General features: G+C 53.7%; 11 protein-coding genes. All 11 read right to left on the bottom strand.

The features are described 5' to 3' along the window. Positions 1-20: 20 nt before the first annotated feature. The 11 genes from SH528x_RS21030 to SH528x_RS20980 all read right to left on the bottom strand — a co-directional run bounded on the left by SH528x_RS21030 (position 21) and on the right by SH528x_RS20980 (position 18,069). Positions 21-3,821 carry a glycoside hydrolase family 2 TIM barrel-domain containing protein gene (locus SH528x_RS21030; RefSeq protein WP_442505419.1) on the bottom strand — a complete coding sequence of 1,267 codons (3,801 nt, stop codon included), beginning with the start codon at positions 3,819-3,821 and terminating at the stop codon, positions 21-23. Between the two features lie 152 nt (positions 3,822-3,973). Continuing rightward, positions 3,974-5,146 carry an AGE family epimerase/isomerase gene (locus tag SH528x_RS21025; RefSeq protein ID WP_442505418.1) on the bottom strand — a complete coding sequence of 391 codons (1,173 nt, stop codon included), beginning with the start codon at positions 5,144-5,146 and terminating at the stop codon, positions 3,974-3,976. A 347-nt stretch (positions 5,147-5,493) separates the two neighbouring features. Continuing rightward, on the bottom strand, positions 5,494-8,124 hold the full coding sequence (locus SH528x_RS21020; RefSeq protein ID WP_442505417.1) for a sodium:solute symporter family transporter: 2,631 nt from the start codon (positions 8,122-8,124) through the stop codon (positions 5,494-5,496). Positions 8,125-8,164: 40 nt separating this feature from the next. Beyond that, positions 8,165-8,647, bottom strand: a complete 483-nt coding sequence (locus SH528x_RS21015; protein ID WP_442505416.1) for a phytanoyl-CoA dioxygenase family protein — start codon at positions 8,645-8,647, stop codon at positions 8,165-8,167. Next, positions 8,644-10,095, bottom strand: a complete 1,452-nt coding sequence (locus SH528x_RS21010) for a sulfatase family protein (RefSeq protein ID WP_442505415.1) — start codon at positions 10,093-10,095, stop codon at positions 8,644-8,646. The genes SH528x_RS21015 and SH528x_RS21010 overlap by 4 nt, the downstream gene beginning before the upstream one ends. Positions 10,096-10,180: 85 nt before the next feature. Then, positions 10,181-11,113, bottom strand: a complete 933-nt coding sequence (locus SH528x_RS21005; protein WP_442505414.1) for a dihydrodipicolinate synthase family protein — start codon at positions 11,111-11,113, stop codon at positions 10,181-10,183. Between the two features lie 318 nt (positions 11,114-11,431). Next, on the bottom strand, positions 11,432-12,646 hold the full coding sequence (locus SH528x_RS21000; protein WP_442505413.1) for a DUF1559 family PulG-like putative transporter: 1,215 nt from the start codon (positions 12,644-12,646) through the stop codon (positions 11,432-11,434). A 73-nt stretch (positions 12,647-12,719) separates the two neighbouring features. After that, a complete protein-coding gene (locus SH528x_RS20995) occupies positions 12,720-12,911 on the bottom strand; it encodes a hypothetical protein (RefSeq protein WP_442505412.1) in 192 nt (63 codons plus the stop codon). A 636-nt stretch (positions 12,912-13,547) separates the two neighbouring features. Continuing rightward, positions 13,548-14,249 carry a GntR family transcriptional regulator gene (locus SH528x_RS20990; protein WP_442505411.1) on the bottom strand — a complete coding sequence of 234 codons (702 nt, stop codon included), beginning with the start codon at positions 14,247-14,249 and terminating at the stop codon, positions 13,548-13,550. Between the two features lie 851 nt (positions 14,250-15,100). Further along, positions 15,101-16,729 carry a sialidase family protein gene (locus tag SH528x_RS20985; protein WP_442505410.1) on the bottom strand — a complete coding sequence of 543 codons (1,629 nt, stop codon included), beginning with the start codon at positions 16,727-16,729 and terminating at the stop codon, positions 15,101-15,103. Between the two features lie 125 nt (positions 16,730-16,854). After that, positions 16,855-18,069: a DUF1559 family PulG-like putative transporter gene (locus SH528x_RS20980; protein ID WP_442505409.1), complete on the bottom strand. Its 1,215-nt coding sequence runs from the start codon at positions 18,067-18,069 to the stop codon at positions 16,855-16,857. Between the last annotated feature and the right edge of the window lie 339 nt (positions 18,070-18,408).

Raw genomic sequence — 18,408 nt, 5'->3', positions numbered from 1 at the left:
TCGGCGATGACGGTGCTAGGCTAATCCTCCAAGATCCCAATTTCTGCAACGGTCGCGAAATCGCCCGCTTGTCCGCTCAAAACCTTTAACTCAACTGCACGAACATCTTGCTTCTTCGCGAAGCGGATGTCTTGGCGGCGGTCAGTATTTTGCATAACGCCGGCGGCAACTTGCTGCCATTGCACCCCGTCTTCGCTAGCGGACAATTCGTAGCGAATGATCCGTCCATTTGCTGAATCTTGCCGCGGCAGCACACTGATTCCGGCAAGTGGCTGGAACGAGCCAAAATCGATTTTCAGGGTATGCGGTGGTGGATCGACGCCTCCCTGCCACTTGGTGTGCCAGAATGTGTCGGGGTTGTTGTCGATCGCATGATGCACCTCGCCTTCGCCTGATTGGATGCTAGACGCGGTTGCCGTCCATTTCGATTTGTCGACTTGCTTCGCGAAGACTCGTTTGATCTGGACCCCAGGAATCTCGCCGTCACCGGTATTCACGCTCGCGATCACCACGCCGCCGTTCACTAAGTTAAAGGCGTCATCCGATTCTTGCTTTTGACCGTCAATTGCGAAATTGAACAATAAACCACTCTTCGTTGGGTGAAAGCTGAGGTTTCCAGCATTGTCGCGTGAAACCGTCAGGGTACCGCCCAAATTCGCTCGTTGGCGAGTCGCTTGAATTGGATCGACACCTGCGGTGATTGGCCGGATCATGAAACGCAAGTGCTGAGTGCCATGAACTCGATACTCCGTCAAACAAGACGGTCCACAGCTGCCGCCGCCGATCCCGGTTTCCGCAGCATCGATCGTCAAAGCAACATCGTTGCGAGTGGGGATTTCATGCGGATGGCGAACTCCGGTCAGCCCTTCGTCGGTGACATGCATCGCACTGAAACTAATCGGAGTCTCCGAGGTGACCACGAAGCCATTCCCGTTATCATCAGCAAGTGATGTCCAACGCACGTCCGACCGTGATCCCATGAATTGTGGCTTGGCGTAATCAACGTACATCTCCGTTGCCGTCGTCTGATAACGACCGATCGCTTGCCCCGTTTTTCGGTCAACATAGTTTTCCGATGGACCGCGACCGTAGTAGGTTACACGCTCAAATTTGGGATTCACAAACAGTCGCATTCCAACTCGCGGCAGCACCATTTTGTCTTGGTTCGGTGAGAGCACGGTGTCGATCGCGACGCTGCCATCGGCGAAAACCGTATAGGCGCACGAGCTTTCGACTTGGAATCCGCCTTTGCCCTCGCTGGCGTAGTCGACCGTGAATTGCTGATAGTTCTTTGCTCGGGCCGTCTGACGCACCGAGGTCCCGGTGTGCCGTAGATCATCCAGACCAGCGCCGCGCCATTGCCCCGCCGCATAACCGTCGTTGTCACCGGGGGCCCGGTAGAGATTCGGCAGCGGGCCTTGTGAATCCGAAAGTATTTCGCGTCCGTGATAGACCAGGCTTGTGATCCGTCCGGATGCTTTGTTCAAAACAACCGAGAAGTCCTTGCCCGTCACTTCAAACGCGACGTTGGACTCTTGCATGTCAACGACGCCGTCGGGGTCGAGGACAGTCGCCGGTGTGCTGCCGAGTGCGAATTGTTTCCAAGCGACCTCATGGCCTTTGTCGGCCCAAGCCGTCTTATGTTTCAGGTTCAGCGATACCTTTAATTGATACTCAGAGCCTGGGGTTGCACTGAGTGTTGGAAGCGAATCGAGCGTGATCGTCGCCTCATTCCACGGCTCAATCGATGGCGTTGGTACTTGCCCCTGGCTGACAAGGCGACCGTTGTCCGTCACTGCCCAAACGAGGTCGACATGATCGGCAAGGTTCGTGTGGAACAACTCATTGCGGATACGCAGTTGATTGCCATCGAACCAAAAATCAGCGGGTTGGTACGAGTACTTGACTTGCCATGTTTTCGGCGTCGGTTCGTGATCGGCATCGACAATCCCGTTCATGCAAAAGTTGCCATCATTGGGTTGGTCGCCGAAGTCGCCACCGTAGGCAAAGTGGTAGTCTTTCCCGTCCGGCCCTCGTTTGCCATCCGGATTAGATTGTCGCAGTCCCTGGTCGACGTAATCCCATATACAGCCGCCAATCAACCGCGGGTGGGCTTCAAAAGCGGCAACATACTCGTCCAAGTTACCCGTTGCGTTCCCCATCGAGTGGGCGTACTCACAAACGAAGAACGGTCGCGCCGAATCCTGTCTGCCGACGCTGTGCAGGTAGTCAACGCTCGGGTACATCACGCTGTCCATGTCATCTATCGTTGACGGGTCCGCGTTACGTTCGTAGTGGACCGGCCGCGAGGTATCGAGGTCCTTGATGGCTCGGAAACAGGCGGCGAAATTCTCACCCGTGCCGGCTTCATTGCCCATTGACCAGATTACGATCGCCGGATGATTCTTGTCACGCTGGACCATTCGCACGCAGCGATCGACGTGAGCCTTCTTCCACTCGGGCGGGTGAGCCAACGAATCTTTGCCATACCCGTAGCCGTGCGATTCAATGTTGGCCTCGTCAAGCATGTAAATCCCATACTCGTTGCACAATTCATACCAGCGTGGATCGTTTGGATAATGGCTCAATCGCACAGCGTTGATGTTGAATCGCTTGAACGTTTGGATGTCTTTGAGCATCGACTCTTCACTGACATGCCGCCCGGTATCGGGATCATTCTCGTGCCGGTTGACGCCTTTCAAAATGACCGGCTTGCCATTGACCAAAAGCTCTCCACGCTCACTAATCTCCACTTCGCGGAAACCAATCGTATGACGATGGACACTGACGGTTGTTCCCGATTCATCTTTCACCGTTAGGATCAATTTGTACAGATTCGGTGTTTCGCCGGTCCACTTTTGTGGGTCTTTGATTGAACCTTGAATCGTCGACTGTTTTTGTTCTTCTGAATTCAAGGTCACCGCGCCGGTCGATCCCTCCCAAACAGTCATGCCACCGGAGTCAACGATCTCAGCGGCAACCGACCCCGATGCACTGGACTCGCCCCGGTTTTGCAATTCCGTATCGATCGTAAACGTGGCATCGCGATAGTCGTCGTCCAGGTCTGACTTAAAAAAGAAATCACGCAGTAAAACCTTGGGTGTCGCGTAAACCAGGACGTCACGAAAGATGCCAGAGAGTCGCCAGAAATCCTGGCACTCCAAGTAAGAACCGTCGCTCCATCGGAAGACTTGAACGGCGAGCGTATTCTGACCAGGCTTCAGGAACTTGGTCAAATCAAATTCGGCAGGCAGGTAACTGCCTTGACTGTAGCCGACTTTTTCGCCGTTGACCCACAGGTAGAACGCGCTCTCAACACCGCCGAAATGGATGAATACTTCACTGTCCTTCCAATCGGCTGGCAATTCAAACGTTCGTCGATAGCTGCCGACGGGATTGCGATACTCGTAGGAAGTGAAATGTTGGGGTGGCTCGCCCGTGACCTTGGGCCAGTCCCGTTTGAACGGGTAAGCTTGGTTGCAATAGATCGGCACGCCGAAACCTTGAGTTTGCCAACTTGCAGGAACCTGGATATCACTCCAGTCGGAATCGTCGAAAGACTCGGTGAAGAAGTCCGTCGGTCGCAAATCGTGACGTTTGGCGTAATGGAACTTCCATTGGCCGTTGAGCATCTGGACGCGAGATGATTGTTGCCAATCTTGGTTGATCGCAGCGTCGCGGTCAGGAAACGGCAGTGAGAAGACACGCCCAGGCTCCTTATTGATTCCGATGACCTGCTCGTTTTCCCAATCGGGACTCGCCGCAAAAAGTGAGCTACTCAAAACAAGGATGGTGAAAGGAACCATCAGTTTGAAAGTCATCGTGAATACTCTGTGTTGGGGGGTAGACTCGTTTGTTCATTACACGGACGGCAGATATCAACCTACTGGCCGTAGCGAAAGTCGCCAAGACTTTTGGCAGTCCGAAACTCTTGGCGAGTATCGCTACGGAAAATTCTTTTCAACCGCTCGCATTACAGATCTTCGGTCAACAGTTGCCAGCATACAAGTTGCATTCGCGGCATGTGAAACGGACCTTTCCAAAGATTGCCCTTCAGCGTCGAGCTAACGCTACCGTCGCGATGAAGGTAGCCAAACCACTCGCCGTATTCGGGGTCAGGAAAATGTTCGTACGTCCAATCATGAATCATCGCGTGCCATTTCGCATATTTCGGATCGCCGGTTAACTTATAGGCAAGCAGCGTCGCGATGATCGTTTCGTTTTGCGGCCACCAGAACTTCATATCGTGCCAATACTCTTGAACCGGCAGCCCGTTCACATCGACGAAATAGAGCATTCCGCCATGTTCTCGATCCCAGCCACGTTCCCACATCCAGTCGAGCATTTGGCATCCGGTGCGAATCAGTTCCTGATCGCCACGAATTTTTCCTTCCAGCATGATGAACCACGCGCCTTCGATGGCATGCCCCGGATTTAGCATTCGCCCGTCGAAGTGATCGATCCGTGTACCGTCAATTCCCACGGTTTCCATCACACACTGAATGTCGTCTTTCACGTGAAAATGACGAATGTCGTCGATGCTGCGATCGATCCACTCATTGGCATCGGGTAGGTTGATCGATTCGCGTAACTCTTGGGCGGTGACGATCGTGATCATCGGAAAGCCGAGTCCACGCATGGGACGTGTGTCGGTGAATTTGGGGGCGGTGTCCTGGGGATTCAGGTTGTGGTCAATGAAACGCTGAAAGGCCCGCCTCGCTTTTTCGGCGTAGTGCGATTCGCCAGTCGCTTTAGCCAACTCTCCGTAGGCTATCGCGGCAAAACTTTCTGAGAACGCATAGCGTCGTTTACGAATCGGTTTCCCATCACGCGTGACATGAAACCACATGCGGCCGTCACTTGGATCAAAGCAGTGATCGTCAATGAACTTTGCCCCGTGTTTTGCTAACTCAAGCCACTCAGGCCGTTGATCGACGTTGTTGTAAAGTTCCCCCAACAGCCATGTGAATCGTCCCTGTTGCCAAACGCCCTTGTCGGTATCGATGACGGTGCCGTCACGGCCCAGTGACATCATGAAACCACCCTGTTCTCGATCGACGCAATGCTTTGTCCAAAAGGGCAAAGTGTCGTTGAGTAATCCATCACGGTAAGTGGAAATTAGTTTGGATCGGCGGATATCATCCATCGACATGGCCTTTGTATTGGGGCGAGTTTATCACGCATTTTAAGTTTGCGTTTTTAGCCACGGAGTGGCGGCAGCACCTAGCCTGGGGCGTCAGCCCCAGGAAAAAGAACTACCGATTTGCAAAGCCCCGAAGGGGCGACACATTGCGTGGACGCTCGATCGCTGTCGCCCCTTCGGGGCTTCTGAAACATTTGAATCGAAAAACCTGGGGCTGACGCCCCAGGCTACATGCTGTCGTGCCTCCGGCACTGCTGAAAAACGCTGAGTTAAAAACTCACACTTGAGGTTATGATGTTGGAAAAATACGCAACTTAAAAAATCTGATTGCCTCTGACTTCGCCAATGCATCAAGTTGTTGCTTCTTGGGGCGTCAGGACAACCCGGTCCGTGTGGGCAGTAACTTCTGGGGTGTGCAGCGTATAGATCGTCAAGCCAGTCAAATCCTTCAATGGCTTACCAAACGCGAGACTGGCGATGAAACCCACGACGACACAGGAGGCAATACCGCTGGCGGTGTAGAGATATCCGTTGATGGAAGTGAACTTCCACATCCAAAACATCACACCGGCACCCACGATCGCACCAATCATTGCGCCCTTTGCATTCGCTCGCCGACTGAGTGCTCCCAAGACGAACAAGCCACCCAGCACCCCCATGAACAAACCGATGACCATGATGAAAGTGTCAAACAGCGACTTGATATCGGGATTCACGAAGACGAGTCCCAGCAGCGTGCCAATCACTCCCAAAGCGAGCGTCCAGAAACGCGCCGCGTTTAAGTAACCGTGGTCGGATCGGCACAGATTCATAGGTCGCATGAAATCCGTGACGATCGTGGTGGCCGTTGAATTCATGCTTGTCGAAACTGTTGACTGAGCGGCCGCAAACACGGCGGCCACAATTAACCCCGCGATTCCGATCGGCATTTCACGAGCGATGAACAATGGGAAGACTTGATCGGTCGTGATCGTCGGATCCAACTTCTCTGGATGCGAACTGTAGAAAGCAAACAGTGCCGTTCCGATCCCAAAGAACAACAAGGTCGCAGGAACAGTCAACACCGCATTGGTCCAAATCGAACGTGCTGCTAACTCCTTAGTTGCCGTTGTCATGTACCGCTGCACCACCGCTTGATCGGCGGAGTACGACGAAACATTTTGAGCGATCGAACCAAGAATGATCACCCAAAGCGCAATCTGCGCACTGGTCGCGTCCCAGTGGAAATTGGCAATCTTAAACTTGTCCGCATCCGACGCGGTCGTCGCAAATCCACTGACCCCCCCTTCCACGCCGCCGATCAGCAAGATCATCGCCAGCAGCCCGCCGCCGAGCAACACGACGGTTTGAATCGTGTCGGTCCAAATGACCGCTTCTATTCCGCCCATCGTGCAGTAGGTGATGCTCAGCACGCCCATTAGCAACACGGATTGTGCAGGTGTGAGCGGCGTTGCAACCGCGAGCGCCAAACCGGTGAGCGACATCACGACGGCCATTCGGAAAATATGAAACAACGTGAAGCTGGCGCTGCCGAACATACGCACGCCAGGACTGAATCGCTTTTCCAAGTACTCATACGCACTGGTCGCATCGATCCGACGGTAAAACGGCATCACCACAAAGACCGCAAGCACCGCGACCACCGGAATCATCATATTACCAATCGAATACACCCAATCTTGAGCAAACGATTTTGATGGAATGCCGGTGAACGTCAGCGAGCTAAGCATCGTTGCAAAAATGCTGCAGCCAGCTGCCCACCACGGAATCGTCTGGCCTCCGCGGAAGAAATCGTTCGTGCTCTTGTTTTTGTTGGTGAAGTAGACGCCAACGCCCACCATCGCCAACAAATAGCCAAATAACACGATGTAATTGACCGTTCCGAAGTGGCGACTCGCACTGGTCGGTGTGACGCGATACACCGCGGGCGATCGCACACGCGGACGAACTTCGCCGCTTGGAATGATGATCGAATCGCCCCACTTCACCGCGATCGTGGTGACATGATTCGCGAGAGTTGCGCCCGCTTCCACCCAGGTATTGGTGATCGTGTGGTACGCGAGTGATTGTTTGATAAAGCCGGGATGATCGTCTTTGAGCTCATTGCCTTTGAAATAAAGTGAGCCGTCCGCGCCGCCCAGCACGAAAATGTGGCTTTGGCCGAATCCAATCCCCGTGCCCGCCGTCACACACCGCGGCGCATCTCTGCGCTGCCGCCACTGCTGCGTCGCGGGTGTGTACTCCCAAACGTCTGTGAGGAATTCGACGTTCGTATCGTCCGGGCCGTCCTGTCGCCTGCCGCTGATCACATAGACACAATCGTGGTAGCCGTTGTGCTGCGCGACGGTCAGATTAAACGCGCGAGAGGGACCTGGGCACGGCGGACGCTCTTTCCAAATGAATTCCTTGGGGTTGCCTCGCTGCGACAAGTCCAACGACCAGAAATTCGACATCGCAGATTGGAGTGACGCATCCTGTTGGCCGCCCGCCAAATAGATCGTATCACCGATCAGTGTGGCCGCGCCATGTGCACAGGGCTTCGGTAGCGACGGATATTCAGTTCTGGAGATCTTTTTCGTTTCCGGATCCCACTGCAGCAGGAAGACATCGTCAAACGTGCTGGTGGAGTCGTTGCCACCCATGCAGACGACGCCCTGGGGAGTCGACACGGCGGCGCCATACGCAATCGGCTTGGCGAGCTTTCCACCATCCTTCCATTGGTAGTCGCTGCCATTTTTCGTGAGTACAAAGATTCGATCGTGCCAGTACTTAACATCGTTCTCCCAAACAGGCTTCGGAAAGTTTGCGCCTCCAGCGACAATCAACGAATCGTTGTGGACACCTGCAAATGGCCCAGCAAATCCAAGTTCGTCGGGCACCGGTGGCAGTTCGTTCCATGACAACAGATCTTGCCCAGCAGCAGAAAGCTGCGGAACAATGGCAAGCACAAGAGCAATGAGAGAAATGGCTGAATGTTTCATTCTACATCTGGGCATTGAGTAAACTTGGTCCACGGCATCGCTATAACTTCCCCTGGCTTTTAAATCGCTTTATTATCGCTGCCTGACGCTTCTGCTTCTCTTCACTCTCTACGGCCTCACTGGAGCAGTAAATGAATCCAAGGGCCTGTCGAGTTCGAGTCTGCGAACGATTGCCATCGGCGCGGTGAATCGTCAGCGCGTGATGCACAAGCAGATCGCCTGGGTTAGCCGGAAATGGAATCTCTCGTTCCGTATCGCGTGGGCCATAGTCGATTAATTCTTGCGAGAAGCCGAGCGTTGCCGTTTTGTCATGTGGCCGAAGTCCATCGTTGTGAGACCCCTTCACATAACGAACGCAGCCGGTTTCTTCGTCGACGTCTTCCAACGCCAACCACATTGTGACGGCTTCGTTGGGTTCTAGCATAAAGTAGAAGCCGTCTTGATGAGGCGGCGTCGGCTGCCCGATACCCGGTGGTTTGTTGATGTACTGAAATAGTGCGTCACGGATGGCAATGAGGTTCATTGGTTATTCATCTCAAACATGGTCAGGTGCGGCCAACGGAAGCCTGCTTTTTTGTACGGTTTGTGGAGGTACTCTTTCTGTTCGGCTATGAAAGTCGCGACATTCTCTTTATTGGCGAACGGGTCTTTGATCTCTTGTTGAAAGTCCTGCATGGCTTTGATGAGTCGCTGCCGGATGTCTCGATGCTCCGCACTATCCGCCAAGTTTTTCCACTCGTACGGATCCTTCTGCAGGTCGAACAATTCGTATTCCGGCGGATAAAGAAAGCTCTGCAGATGTTGGTCCTCCGGTAGCTTGCTGTTCGTGTATCGAGACGCGGCGAGCAAATTAAGTGCTCGATCCGGGTTGTAGACCAGCTTGTAACGCTCATCCCGAATTCCAAACTGCACGTACAACAGATTCGGTGACGATCCGGTTGTGAAAGTGTGGATGTATTTTCGCTGTGGAACTTTGCCTGAATCGATGTCCTGCAGCGCAATGCCCGGCAAGTTGTTAGGAATGGGCAAACCAGCGGCTTGTAACATCGTCGGTAGAAGATCAATTGTCGACACCATTGCGTGTTCCACCTTTCCCTTCAGAAAACTCTTCGGGTAATTCACGATCATGGGAATACGTGTGCCGTTTTCGTAAATACTGCCTTTGCCTCTGGGGAAATCCGCGCCGTGATCGCTGATGTAAACAACCAGTGTGTTTTCGGCTGCTCCCGCCTCGTCCAGTTTTTTCAGCACCATGCCGACGCCTTCGTCGAGTCGGTTCATGCAGTTGAAGTAGTCGCGGAGTTCCTCACGCAGATGAGGCGAGTCGGAACCGATCCAGGGGAACGGCTCAACGTCATCTTCGACTTGTCGCGTTGGAAATCCGTGCTTTGACTTTCTGACAAATTTCCGATGGGCGTCAGCGTAGTTGATGATCAGCAGAAATGGTTTCTCGCGAGCGGCTGCCTTCTCGATAACCGTGCCAGCCTCTTCGGCATAGGCTGCGATGCTGATGGTCTTGTCGAAGTTTAAATTGCGAATCGCGCGGTGGTCGACGTGGTCTTCAACGACGTGTTCCGGATTGATGTGGGTCTTGCCGAGAAACCCGGTGTAGTAACCGGCCTGCTTGAAATACGCTGGCATTGTTTTGAAATCGCGAACCATCGAAAACCGGTGCGTCGCCAAGCCGATGTGTCCAGTTTGACGAGTGTAGAGTCCGGTCAGGAACGCGGCCCGCGACGGACTGCAGACTGAATACGGCACATAGGCCCGTGTGTAACGAACGCCTCCCGCCGCCAGCGCATCGAGATGAGGCGTATGAACGCGGTCTTCACCATAGCAGCCGAGATGTTCGCTGTTATCTTCCGAGACGATGAACAGAATATTGGGCCGAGACGCCGCCATCGTTGTGGCTGAGAATAGCAGCACGTACGTCAAAAACGCCTGCGTCGCCCTCAATCCTGAAACTTTCATCAACAACCTCGTTGAGTGAGAAACAGAGCAAATCAACCGTAAAGGCTGGGTGTTCATGGACTCAGGTAGGCTCGAGCCGATGCCGTTAGGTAGCCGCGTGAATTTCGGGCTGCGACCAATCAAAAAAAACAATCGATTCAAGATTCTGTCGTAGAGTGCTGACGTCCGACTCGGGCAGCCTCCCCTGTGGCAATCGACAGCCACCCAAATCAAATCCCTTCATGCCGAGCACCGCTTTCATCGCCGCATGGAACGGGTACTTGCCTATCGTCCGAATCATCTCTACCGAAAGCGACTGTAGACGCCGAGCTTCGACCAGATCCCCTTGGTGAAAGGCTTCCGTGATTCCAAGATACAACGGAGCAGCGATGTTAAATGTGCTGCCGATGGATGCGGTAGCACCCGTCGCCAGCGCGCCGAGCATCATTTCGTCACAACCCCAAACAACATCGAATCTTGCCGGGTCCAGCTCCAAGCATTGCTGAAACTCATGCAGTTTTGTGTCGGTGTACTTGAGACCAGCAAGATTGGGAATTCGCTGACCACCAAGTTTAAGAAACTCAACCATATCCAATGTGGAACCGGTTAGAGCGGGAATGTGGTAGTAGTAGAACGGCAGCTCCGGCGCACCACCGGCAACTTCAGCCATGCAATCAACCAGCGTGTTGACATTATTGATGCTAAAGTACGACGGACAGGTCGCCGAGACGTGGGTCGCGCCAATCTGTTGAGCGTGAGCAGCAAGCTGCCTCGCTTCGGCAAGACTGTTGTGTCCGACCTGAATGATGACTGGGACGCGACCACCGGCGGACTGGACGTATGCCTCTGCAACTCGCCGCCGCTCATCACTACTGAGCGACATTCCCTCGCCGGTACTTCCGCATACGTAAAGACCGCTGATGCCTTGGGCGATTAGCCACTCGGTCATCGCCGCGATCGGATCAAGATTCAGCTCACCGTTGTCATCGAGTGGCGTATAAGTCGCGGCAATCAAGCCGTTCAGTTTATTATCGATCATTCTTTCTTGAACCGTTGTTGGTAACCGATGTCGTGACATGCCGGACATGTTAAGTCCGCTGTCCGCGCGACTAACCTCCAGTCGCGCAAACCTCGAATTGCAGATTAGCGCTGCGTAACAGCTGAATCAATTATCAATAGGGTACCGGAACTCGCGTGCGAGTTCCGGTTCGTTCGGAAGATCCGCCGAAAGTCTTGACGACTTCCGCTACGATCAACCTGTAATGGAGCTTGCGAAAGCTCCTCCCACCCCAAGACACAGGGAGCTTTAGCAAGCTCCACTACATTAGAAACCCCAAAATCAAAGACTGACGAGGCACTAGAATTCCTGGCCAATCGTCTCACGACTGGCCTTTGTTCCCAACGCTCCCCACAATCCATAAGGACTCTTGGAGCCCGGTGGAAGCGTGCCGCCGCTGCCGTTGTGGGACACCATTGCTCCTCCACCCGCTTCAATTGAATCGGTGACAAACTTGATCGCACCGTCACCCATCAACACGTGACAACCACCTTGATGCCGACTGCTGGGAGACCAGATCCCCCATCGGAAAATGTCAGTGGCGGTAGTGCTGGAAGTGTCGTAGACCACGGGGGCATTGGGAGGAAGAATCGTCGTAATGCCGGTAAATACGGCTAACCCGTATGCCCATTTGTAGCCTCGCATCTCTTCGGGGCTTCCATTCGTTGGGGCAGACGAAAGCCAAAACCTTGGTCGCTCTGGATCGATCTGCTCGTAAGCCTTTTTCGGGTCAAGGTGGTGACCATTGATGCCACTGCGTGGTTGAGTGGTGACATCTCGATCGCCCAAGTCCGTATTGAACTCACCAGCCATAATCGTGTTAGAAAGCCCGTCAAGCACGTCGCGGAACTTTGGCTTGAGACGACCGTGAGCAAAAATTCCACGGTTAACGTTATTCGCGTCGGCATAAGTGGAGACCGACTTTCCGAACTGATCGGTGATTGCGTTGTATTGATAATAAAGCGAGTCGCCGAGACAGACGCCGTAATTCGTCCGGCCTTGCGCAGGGAGCCCTACGCCCGGGTCACTTGGGCAACGGAAGGAGGAAATGTTGGTCAACCAAGGTGTGTATTCGCCCTGAGCCGTGTGGTCGGCGAGTAGGATATAGGGGCTTGGACCCATCGCAGCATACCGATTACCCGAGGCGACCTGAAACGGGTTACTGATCTGCTCCCAAAGCGCCTGCTGCTCAATGAATGGGGTGATACCGACCAGCGCGCTGAGCTGGTTCATGTTTGTTCCGCCACCGCCGGGCGTCGGTGTATAAGTCGAACTCCAGCCTGAGCCGGACGTTCGTGCGGTACCACCGGCCTGAGCCGGTAGCTGACCGTAAGCGGAATGGTAGTTGTGGAACGCCAATCCGATCTGTTTGAAATTGTTGCTGCAACTCATTCGTCGGGCTGCTTCGCGGGCCGCTTGTACGGCTGGCAGCAACAAACCCACGAGCACGCCGATGATGGCGATCACCACCAGCAACTCGACTAATGTGAAACCACGATTACGTCTGACATTCATAATACACCTCTGTAAATCAAAACTGGGAAAAGATCAAAACTAGGAAAAGAAGAACAACAAGATTTTGCTTGTTCTAACGCGGAATCTCGGCGGGTCCATTGAAACCCGCTGGTTCCTCTCGACCGCCGCGTGCAGCGGCCTCGGGGTTTTCTTCTAGATAACGCTCCAGCTCACCAGGCTCAGGGGACAGCTCGTTTTGGCTACCGCATCCCGTGGCGACTAAGCAGAGTGAAAGAACGAACAGTTTTAGTAGGCTCGACCGCATGATAAATCTCCTGAGAGAGGTTCTGAAGTGGCCCCCGTGCTGGCCGTGCTATGCCATGTTATAACACGGAAGTGCGTGAGTAAAGCGAAAATCTAGAATTTTTTTGTTGTTTCATCAGGCATCCGCTGCACACACGGTGGATTCGACCCGGAACGACGCAGATTTTGTGAGCCGACGGCGTTAGCCGCGGGCATGTTTCCAAAAATCTTGACGGGCCCGCGACTGGCGCTGGACTGCTAAGTTTTTGCTGTCGTCATCGGATATTGGAGGTGATTTTTTATTCCGGCCGATACCGCAGTTACCTCTCCACCGGCGAAGTCGGGGGAGAGGTCGAGCACGCCCTTTAGGCGTTGCTCGGGTGAGGGGGCGACCGCGCTATCGGCGAGCAATTCCGGTGCAAAAGGCGTTATCGTCGGCAAGCGAGTTACTCGGTCGGCCCCCTCACCCGAACGTCACTGAAGGCTCCGCTGGACCTCTCCCCCAACAAAGTTGGTGGAGAGGTGGCAGAAAACCAACGCAACTAAAAATCACAACAAGTCCAAAGTTTCAGCCGTCCGCGGTTAACGCCCACGCCTAACTACTGCGGGGAAATCGAAAAAAAAGGGACGGTCGAGATCGATCTCGATGTTAGCGAAACTAGCTCCGGTCTCGCCGTTGCTGGTTAAGAAAGCCGATGACGGTTTTTCGGCCACGACGGATTTGATCACTCATCAACTGTCTCGCTCGATGGGGGTCGCGGTCTCGCAAAGCCTGCAGCAACTCCGCCTTCGATTCGCACGTCTCCTGAGCGACCTCCGTCGTTAACAACCGCGGATCATAGCGCTGGGCTGCAAAGACCATTGCGATTGCCCGATTATCTTTGATGACTTTGGCAAGCAACGGATTTCGCGACGCCTCGACCAACAACTTATGAAACTGTTGCTCGTCATCCATCCAGCGATCTAATTGACGTTTGTTGCTGTAACCATTGGAGGAATCGCGAATCTGCGCGGCGGTTTCTCCAGCACGATCAAGAATGTGTGCGAGTTCATCCAGTTGATCCTCCGTAATATATTGCGCAGCTTCTGACGCGGCGCAACTTTCGAGTGCGTCACGCAGAACGTAGATATTATTAAGATCCTGGCGATCGGTTTTGCGAACATAGGCACCGGCACCGGGAACGTGTCGTACCAACCCCTCGCTGGACAACCGATTGATCGCCTCACGAACCGGAATCACACTTACCCCGATTTCGACTGCAAGTGTCCGATTAACCAACTGTTTTCCGGGCGGAAACTCACCACTGGCGAGCTTATCTTGAATGTAATCATACGACTTTTCAGCAAGACTTCGGTCCACGGGTTTGCTCGCTTGCATTTATTGGCGAAAGGGAAATCAGTTACGTTCAATAGACGTTACACTTACGTTATAACGTAAGATAATGTAATGTCCAGCGAGATTGTGGTCGGACGTCTGTTCTAGCGAGTCCAATGCCCGCGGTGTTAGGACTTGTATTGCCATTGGGGCGGCGACACCGAGGGTATTAAGGAACGTAGGCCAAATCTCCACCTTAAGCCAACTTGCATCTCTGCCCAGGATTTTTAGAAATACCGCCAGCAGAAGTACGACAAGATTCGTGGGAAACTGCTTAGTGATGCAAATCGACATGGGGGGCTACCATCCCGATAGCATTCTCCATTGCTTTCATGTCTTTGGCCAGATTCCGTTAAGGCGCCACATGAGGATTTGCGTCTTCGCGAACGTGCTCGCTGTAATTGATGAATCCCAACATTCGGCACGAACTCGCGGCAGATTGGTTTCGGTCGGCGTGATGGATTGCAATCGTTTCGGGGACGTTCAGATCGCTGGGTCAGGCCAGCATGGAGATCTCAAAGTTACGGTCTTGTTCCGTTGGGAAGTCGACGATTCCTTGACTAAACCCAAGCGTCTGCGTGCGAGCATGCGGTCGCATATCACGTTGATGCGAACCCTTGCGAAACGAACAAAGCCATTTTCCTCTTCGACGTGATCGAGCGCGAACCACATGGTCACTGCTTCGCAAGGATCGATCATGAACTAGCCCTGGTTCGTCTCCAAGCATTGCTAAAACTTGTGGGTTAGATTCTACCCATTCCTATTAGCGATGGACGCCGGGCGAGTGAAGTGCGCGGTCGCGAAGTGATTCCTAAGTCGCTAATGATATTAGTTGATTAGAATCCAGTCTTGTTGGCGCGGACATAGGGTTTGTTCAATCGGTCCGTCCCGTCTGTCAGTGCATCGAGTGAGAAGCGGACGAAACGGACTTCGCTGTGGCCGGGTTCGTACAAGACGCCGAAACTACCGTCTTTCAGTATGGTCATTTCCGAGTAAGCAGCGGCCCCCTTATCGATCACCTTACCAGCACTCCAGGTCGCACCGTCATCATAGCTGATTCGGACCGCCAAGTTCTGACGTCCTTGGTTTGAGGCAGCGTTGCAGAACAGTAGCCGATTTTTGGAATAGCCATCCGCTTTGGCCGTGTACTGGATGATGCTGGCGTTACAACGCGGGTCGGGTAGACTGACATCGCTGAGGCTGTTCCAGGTTTTTCCGCCATCGGATGACCTGTGTACAAACCGTTTTCCCGGGTCGATCCGCGAATTGACCATCAGCGTGCCGTCTGACAATTCTACCACTTTGGATTCGTCCCCTGGAGTGACATCGCCGAATGTTTTCCATGTCCTGCCATGATCTCGGCTGGCGAACAATGTGACGCCTTGGCCGACGCGAACGTAATTGTGGATCAGCGTTCCATCGCGGGCTTGGATTCCTCGGCCCGATGTGATGAACTTGAACGCATCCTTTAACTCGGGTCCAGCGACCTGATCAGTGAAGTCATCTGGCTTTCCCCAGCTCTTTCCGTGGTCCGAGCTCTTTTGCACGTAAAAGCGAAATTCTTTGCTCGACTTATCATTATTCATAAAGTTGTAGAAACAGAATAGGTCGCCCGTGATTTCGTCGACCAGCAACGATGGGTCGCTGCAGCCTCCATCATCGGACTGATCCATTACTTCCATTGGTGTCCAAGTCTCGCCATTGTCGGTGCTCCGACGAAACACAATGTCGATCGTACGCTGGGGAAGTAGGTCACCCGATCCAGTTCGCCGGGCATCACATGCGGCGATCAAATCACCGTTGGTCGCGGTAGCAATCGCGGGGATGCGAAACGTGTGCGTGTCTTGTGTGCCTGACACAAACAGGGACTGGCTGCCGATTAGCTTTAGCGGTTCGCTCGGCATCACATCAGTCGGAATGATGGTTGGCCGTTTTGGAACCGAAGAATGCAACGACAAATCGTCGATCAGCAATCCTGAGCTGGACGCGGCTTCGGTGCTGAAGCGAATGGCCTCCGTTTTTGCGTTGCCCATAATCGGAAGTTGGATATGTGAACGGAAACGCGCGCCCACGTCGATCACACTGTCCAGTTGTGCAACATCGCGCCATTTCCCGTCCTGCTGTACCTCGACCTTGAATGTGAACGGACTTTTGACTGTCCAGCGCTCAGCATAAAACCGGATTCCCTTGACGTTGGACAGTTCTGGTGGAAGGACAAGCGTCACCGTATTGTTTGCGTCGCCAAGCATGTGCAGGCATTTTTCGCCGCTGTGGGCAAACCGCGAGGTGATGTTTGCCGTACCGGTCGCATTAATCTCGACCGAGCCAATTTTTAACTGCTGGAACGTTGCTTGGGGTGGGCGTTCAAACGAAGTGCTGAACAGAACGTCATCGGCCGGCTCAGCACAAAGCGTGGACGCGTTAAACAGGAAAACGCACAGGATCAGGATAAGGCAGCGGGTCATATTTATCACCGGAATATCTACGTGGTCAAAGATTTTCAACCTAGCTTGGTTGGGCGTAGGAACGCTTGCGAAACCGGGCAGCGCGACAGGCCCCTGTCGCGCCACCCCGACTTGCAGATTGCCGCCTAGAACTCCTCGTTAATAATCTCTCTGTTGGCCTGCGTTCCTAGACTACCCCACAATCCGTAAGGACTCGCGGAGCCGGGTGGTAGCGTGGCACCATTTCCGTCGTGGGAAACCATCGCTCCTCCACCCGCCTCGATCGAATCGGTGATAAACTTGATTGCACCGTCACCCATCAACACGTGACATCCACCTTGGTGCCGACTACTAGGCGAAAAAATCCCCCATCGGAAAATGTCAGTGGCGGTAGTGCTGGAAGTGTCGTAGACCACCGGGGCATTCGGAGGAAGAATCGTCGTAATGCCGGAAAAGATGGCTAACCCGTATGCCCATTTGTAGCCTCGCATCTCTTCGGCGCTTCCATTCGTTGGGGCAGTCGAAAGCCAAAACCTTGGACGCTCTGGATCGATCTGCTCGTAAGCCTTTTTCGGCTCAAGGTGGTGACCATTGATGCCACTGCGTGGTTGAGTGGTGACATCTCGATCGCCCAAGTCCGTATTGAACTCGCCAGCCATAATCGTGTTAGAAAGCCCGTCAAGGATACTACGGAACTTTGGCTTTAGACGACCGTGCGCAAAAACTCCACGCCCCGTTTTCCTCGCGTTAACATTGTTAGGCGACGGCTGACCGAACTGATCTGTGATGCAGTTGTACTGCCAATAAAGCGAGTCGCCGAGACAGACGCCGTAATTCGTCCGGCCTTGCGCAGGGAGCCCTACGCCCGGATCACTTGGGCAACGGAAGGAGGGAATGTTGGTCAACCAAGGTGTGTATTCGCCCTGAGCCGTGTGGTCGGCGAGTAGGATATAGGGGCTTGGACCCATCGCAGCATACCGATTACCCGAGGCGACCTGAAACGGGTTACTGATCTGCTCCCAAAGCGCCTGCTGCTCAATGAATGGGGTGATACCGACCAGCGCGCTGAGCTGGTTCATGTTTGTTCCGCCACCGCTGGGCGTCGGTGTATAAGTCGAACTCCAGCCTGAGCCGGACGTTCGTGCGGTTCCACCGGCCTGAGCCGGTAGCTGATTGTAAGCGGAATGGTAGTTGTGAAACGCCAATCCGATCTGTTTGAAATTATTGCTGCAACTCATTCGCCGAGCTGCCTCGCGGGCCGCTTGTACGGCTGGCAGCAACAAACCGACGAGCACGCCGATGATGGCGATCACCACCAGCAACTCGACTAATGTAAAACCACGATTACGTCTGACATTCATAATACACCTCTGTAAATTGAAACTAGGAAGAAAGCGAAACATGAGAAACTGATAGTCTTAACTGAGAGCCCCAGTCGGCCCTTCGATACCCGCCGGTTCAGCTTGGCCGCCGCGCGCTGCCGCATCAGGGTTTTGCTCCAGATAGCGCTGCAGCTCGCGAGGCTCCGGTGACTGTGTGGCCTGGGTGCCACATCCAGCAGCGACTATGCAGAGTGACAGAACAAACAACGTTAATAGGCTCGACCGCATTGCAAAAATCCTGAGTAGGGGAGAACTGATTAGCCAATAGCAGTAACTGTGCTATGCCATGTTATAACATGAGATTGCAAGAGCGTATCG

It is taken from the genome of Novipirellula methanifontis (assembly GCF_052161655.1).
GTDB lineage: Bacteria > Planctomycetota > Planctomycetia > Pirellulales > Pirellulaceae > Novipirellula.
This window is presented reverse-complemented; position numbering and strand designations above follow the sequence as displayed.

Excerpts from the sequence above, each read along its gene's own strand:
- SH528x_RS21030 (WP_442505419.1), bottom strand. The coding sequence starts at position 3,821 with ATGACTTTCAAACTGATGGTTCCTTTCACCATCCTTGTTTTGAGTAGC.
- SH528x_RS21025 (WP_442505418.1), bottom strand. The coding sequence starts at position 5,146 with ATGGATGATATCCGCCGATCCAAACTAATTTCCACTTACCGTGATGGA.
- SH528x_RS21020 (WP_442505417.1), bottom strand. The coding sequence starts at position 8,124 with ATGAAACATTCAGCCATTTCTCTCATTGCTCTTGTGCTTGCCATTGTT.
- SH528x_RS21015 (WP_442505416.1), bottom strand. The coding sequence starts at position 8,647 with ATGAACCTCATTGCCATCCGTGACGCACTATTTCAGTACATCAACAAA.
- SH528x_RS21010 (WP_442505415.1), bottom strand. The coding sequence starts at position 10,095 with ATGAAAGTTTCAGGATTGAGGGCGACGCAGGCGTTTTTGACGTACGTG.
- SH528x_RS21005 (WP_442505414.1), bottom strand. The coding sequence starts at position 11,113 with ATGATCGATAATAAACTGAACGGCTTGATTGCCGCGACTTATACGCCA.
- SH528x_RS21000 (WP_442505413.1), bottom strand. The coding sequence starts at position 12,646 with ATGAATGTCAGACGTAATCGTGGTTTCACATTAGTCGAGTTGCTGGTG.
- SH528x_RS20995 (WP_442505412.1), bottom strand. The coding sequence starts at position 12,911 with ATGCGGTCGAGCCTACTAAAACTGTTCGTTCTTTCACTCTGCTTAGTC.
- SH528x_RS20985 (WP_442505410.1), bottom strand. The coding sequence starts at position 16,729 with ATGACCCGCTGCCTTATCCTGATCCTGTGCGTTTTCCTGTTTAACGCG.
- SH528x_RS20980 (WP_442505409.1), bottom strand. The coding sequence starts at position 18,069 with ATGAATGTCAGACGTAATCGTGGTTTTACATTAGTCGAGTTGCTGGTG.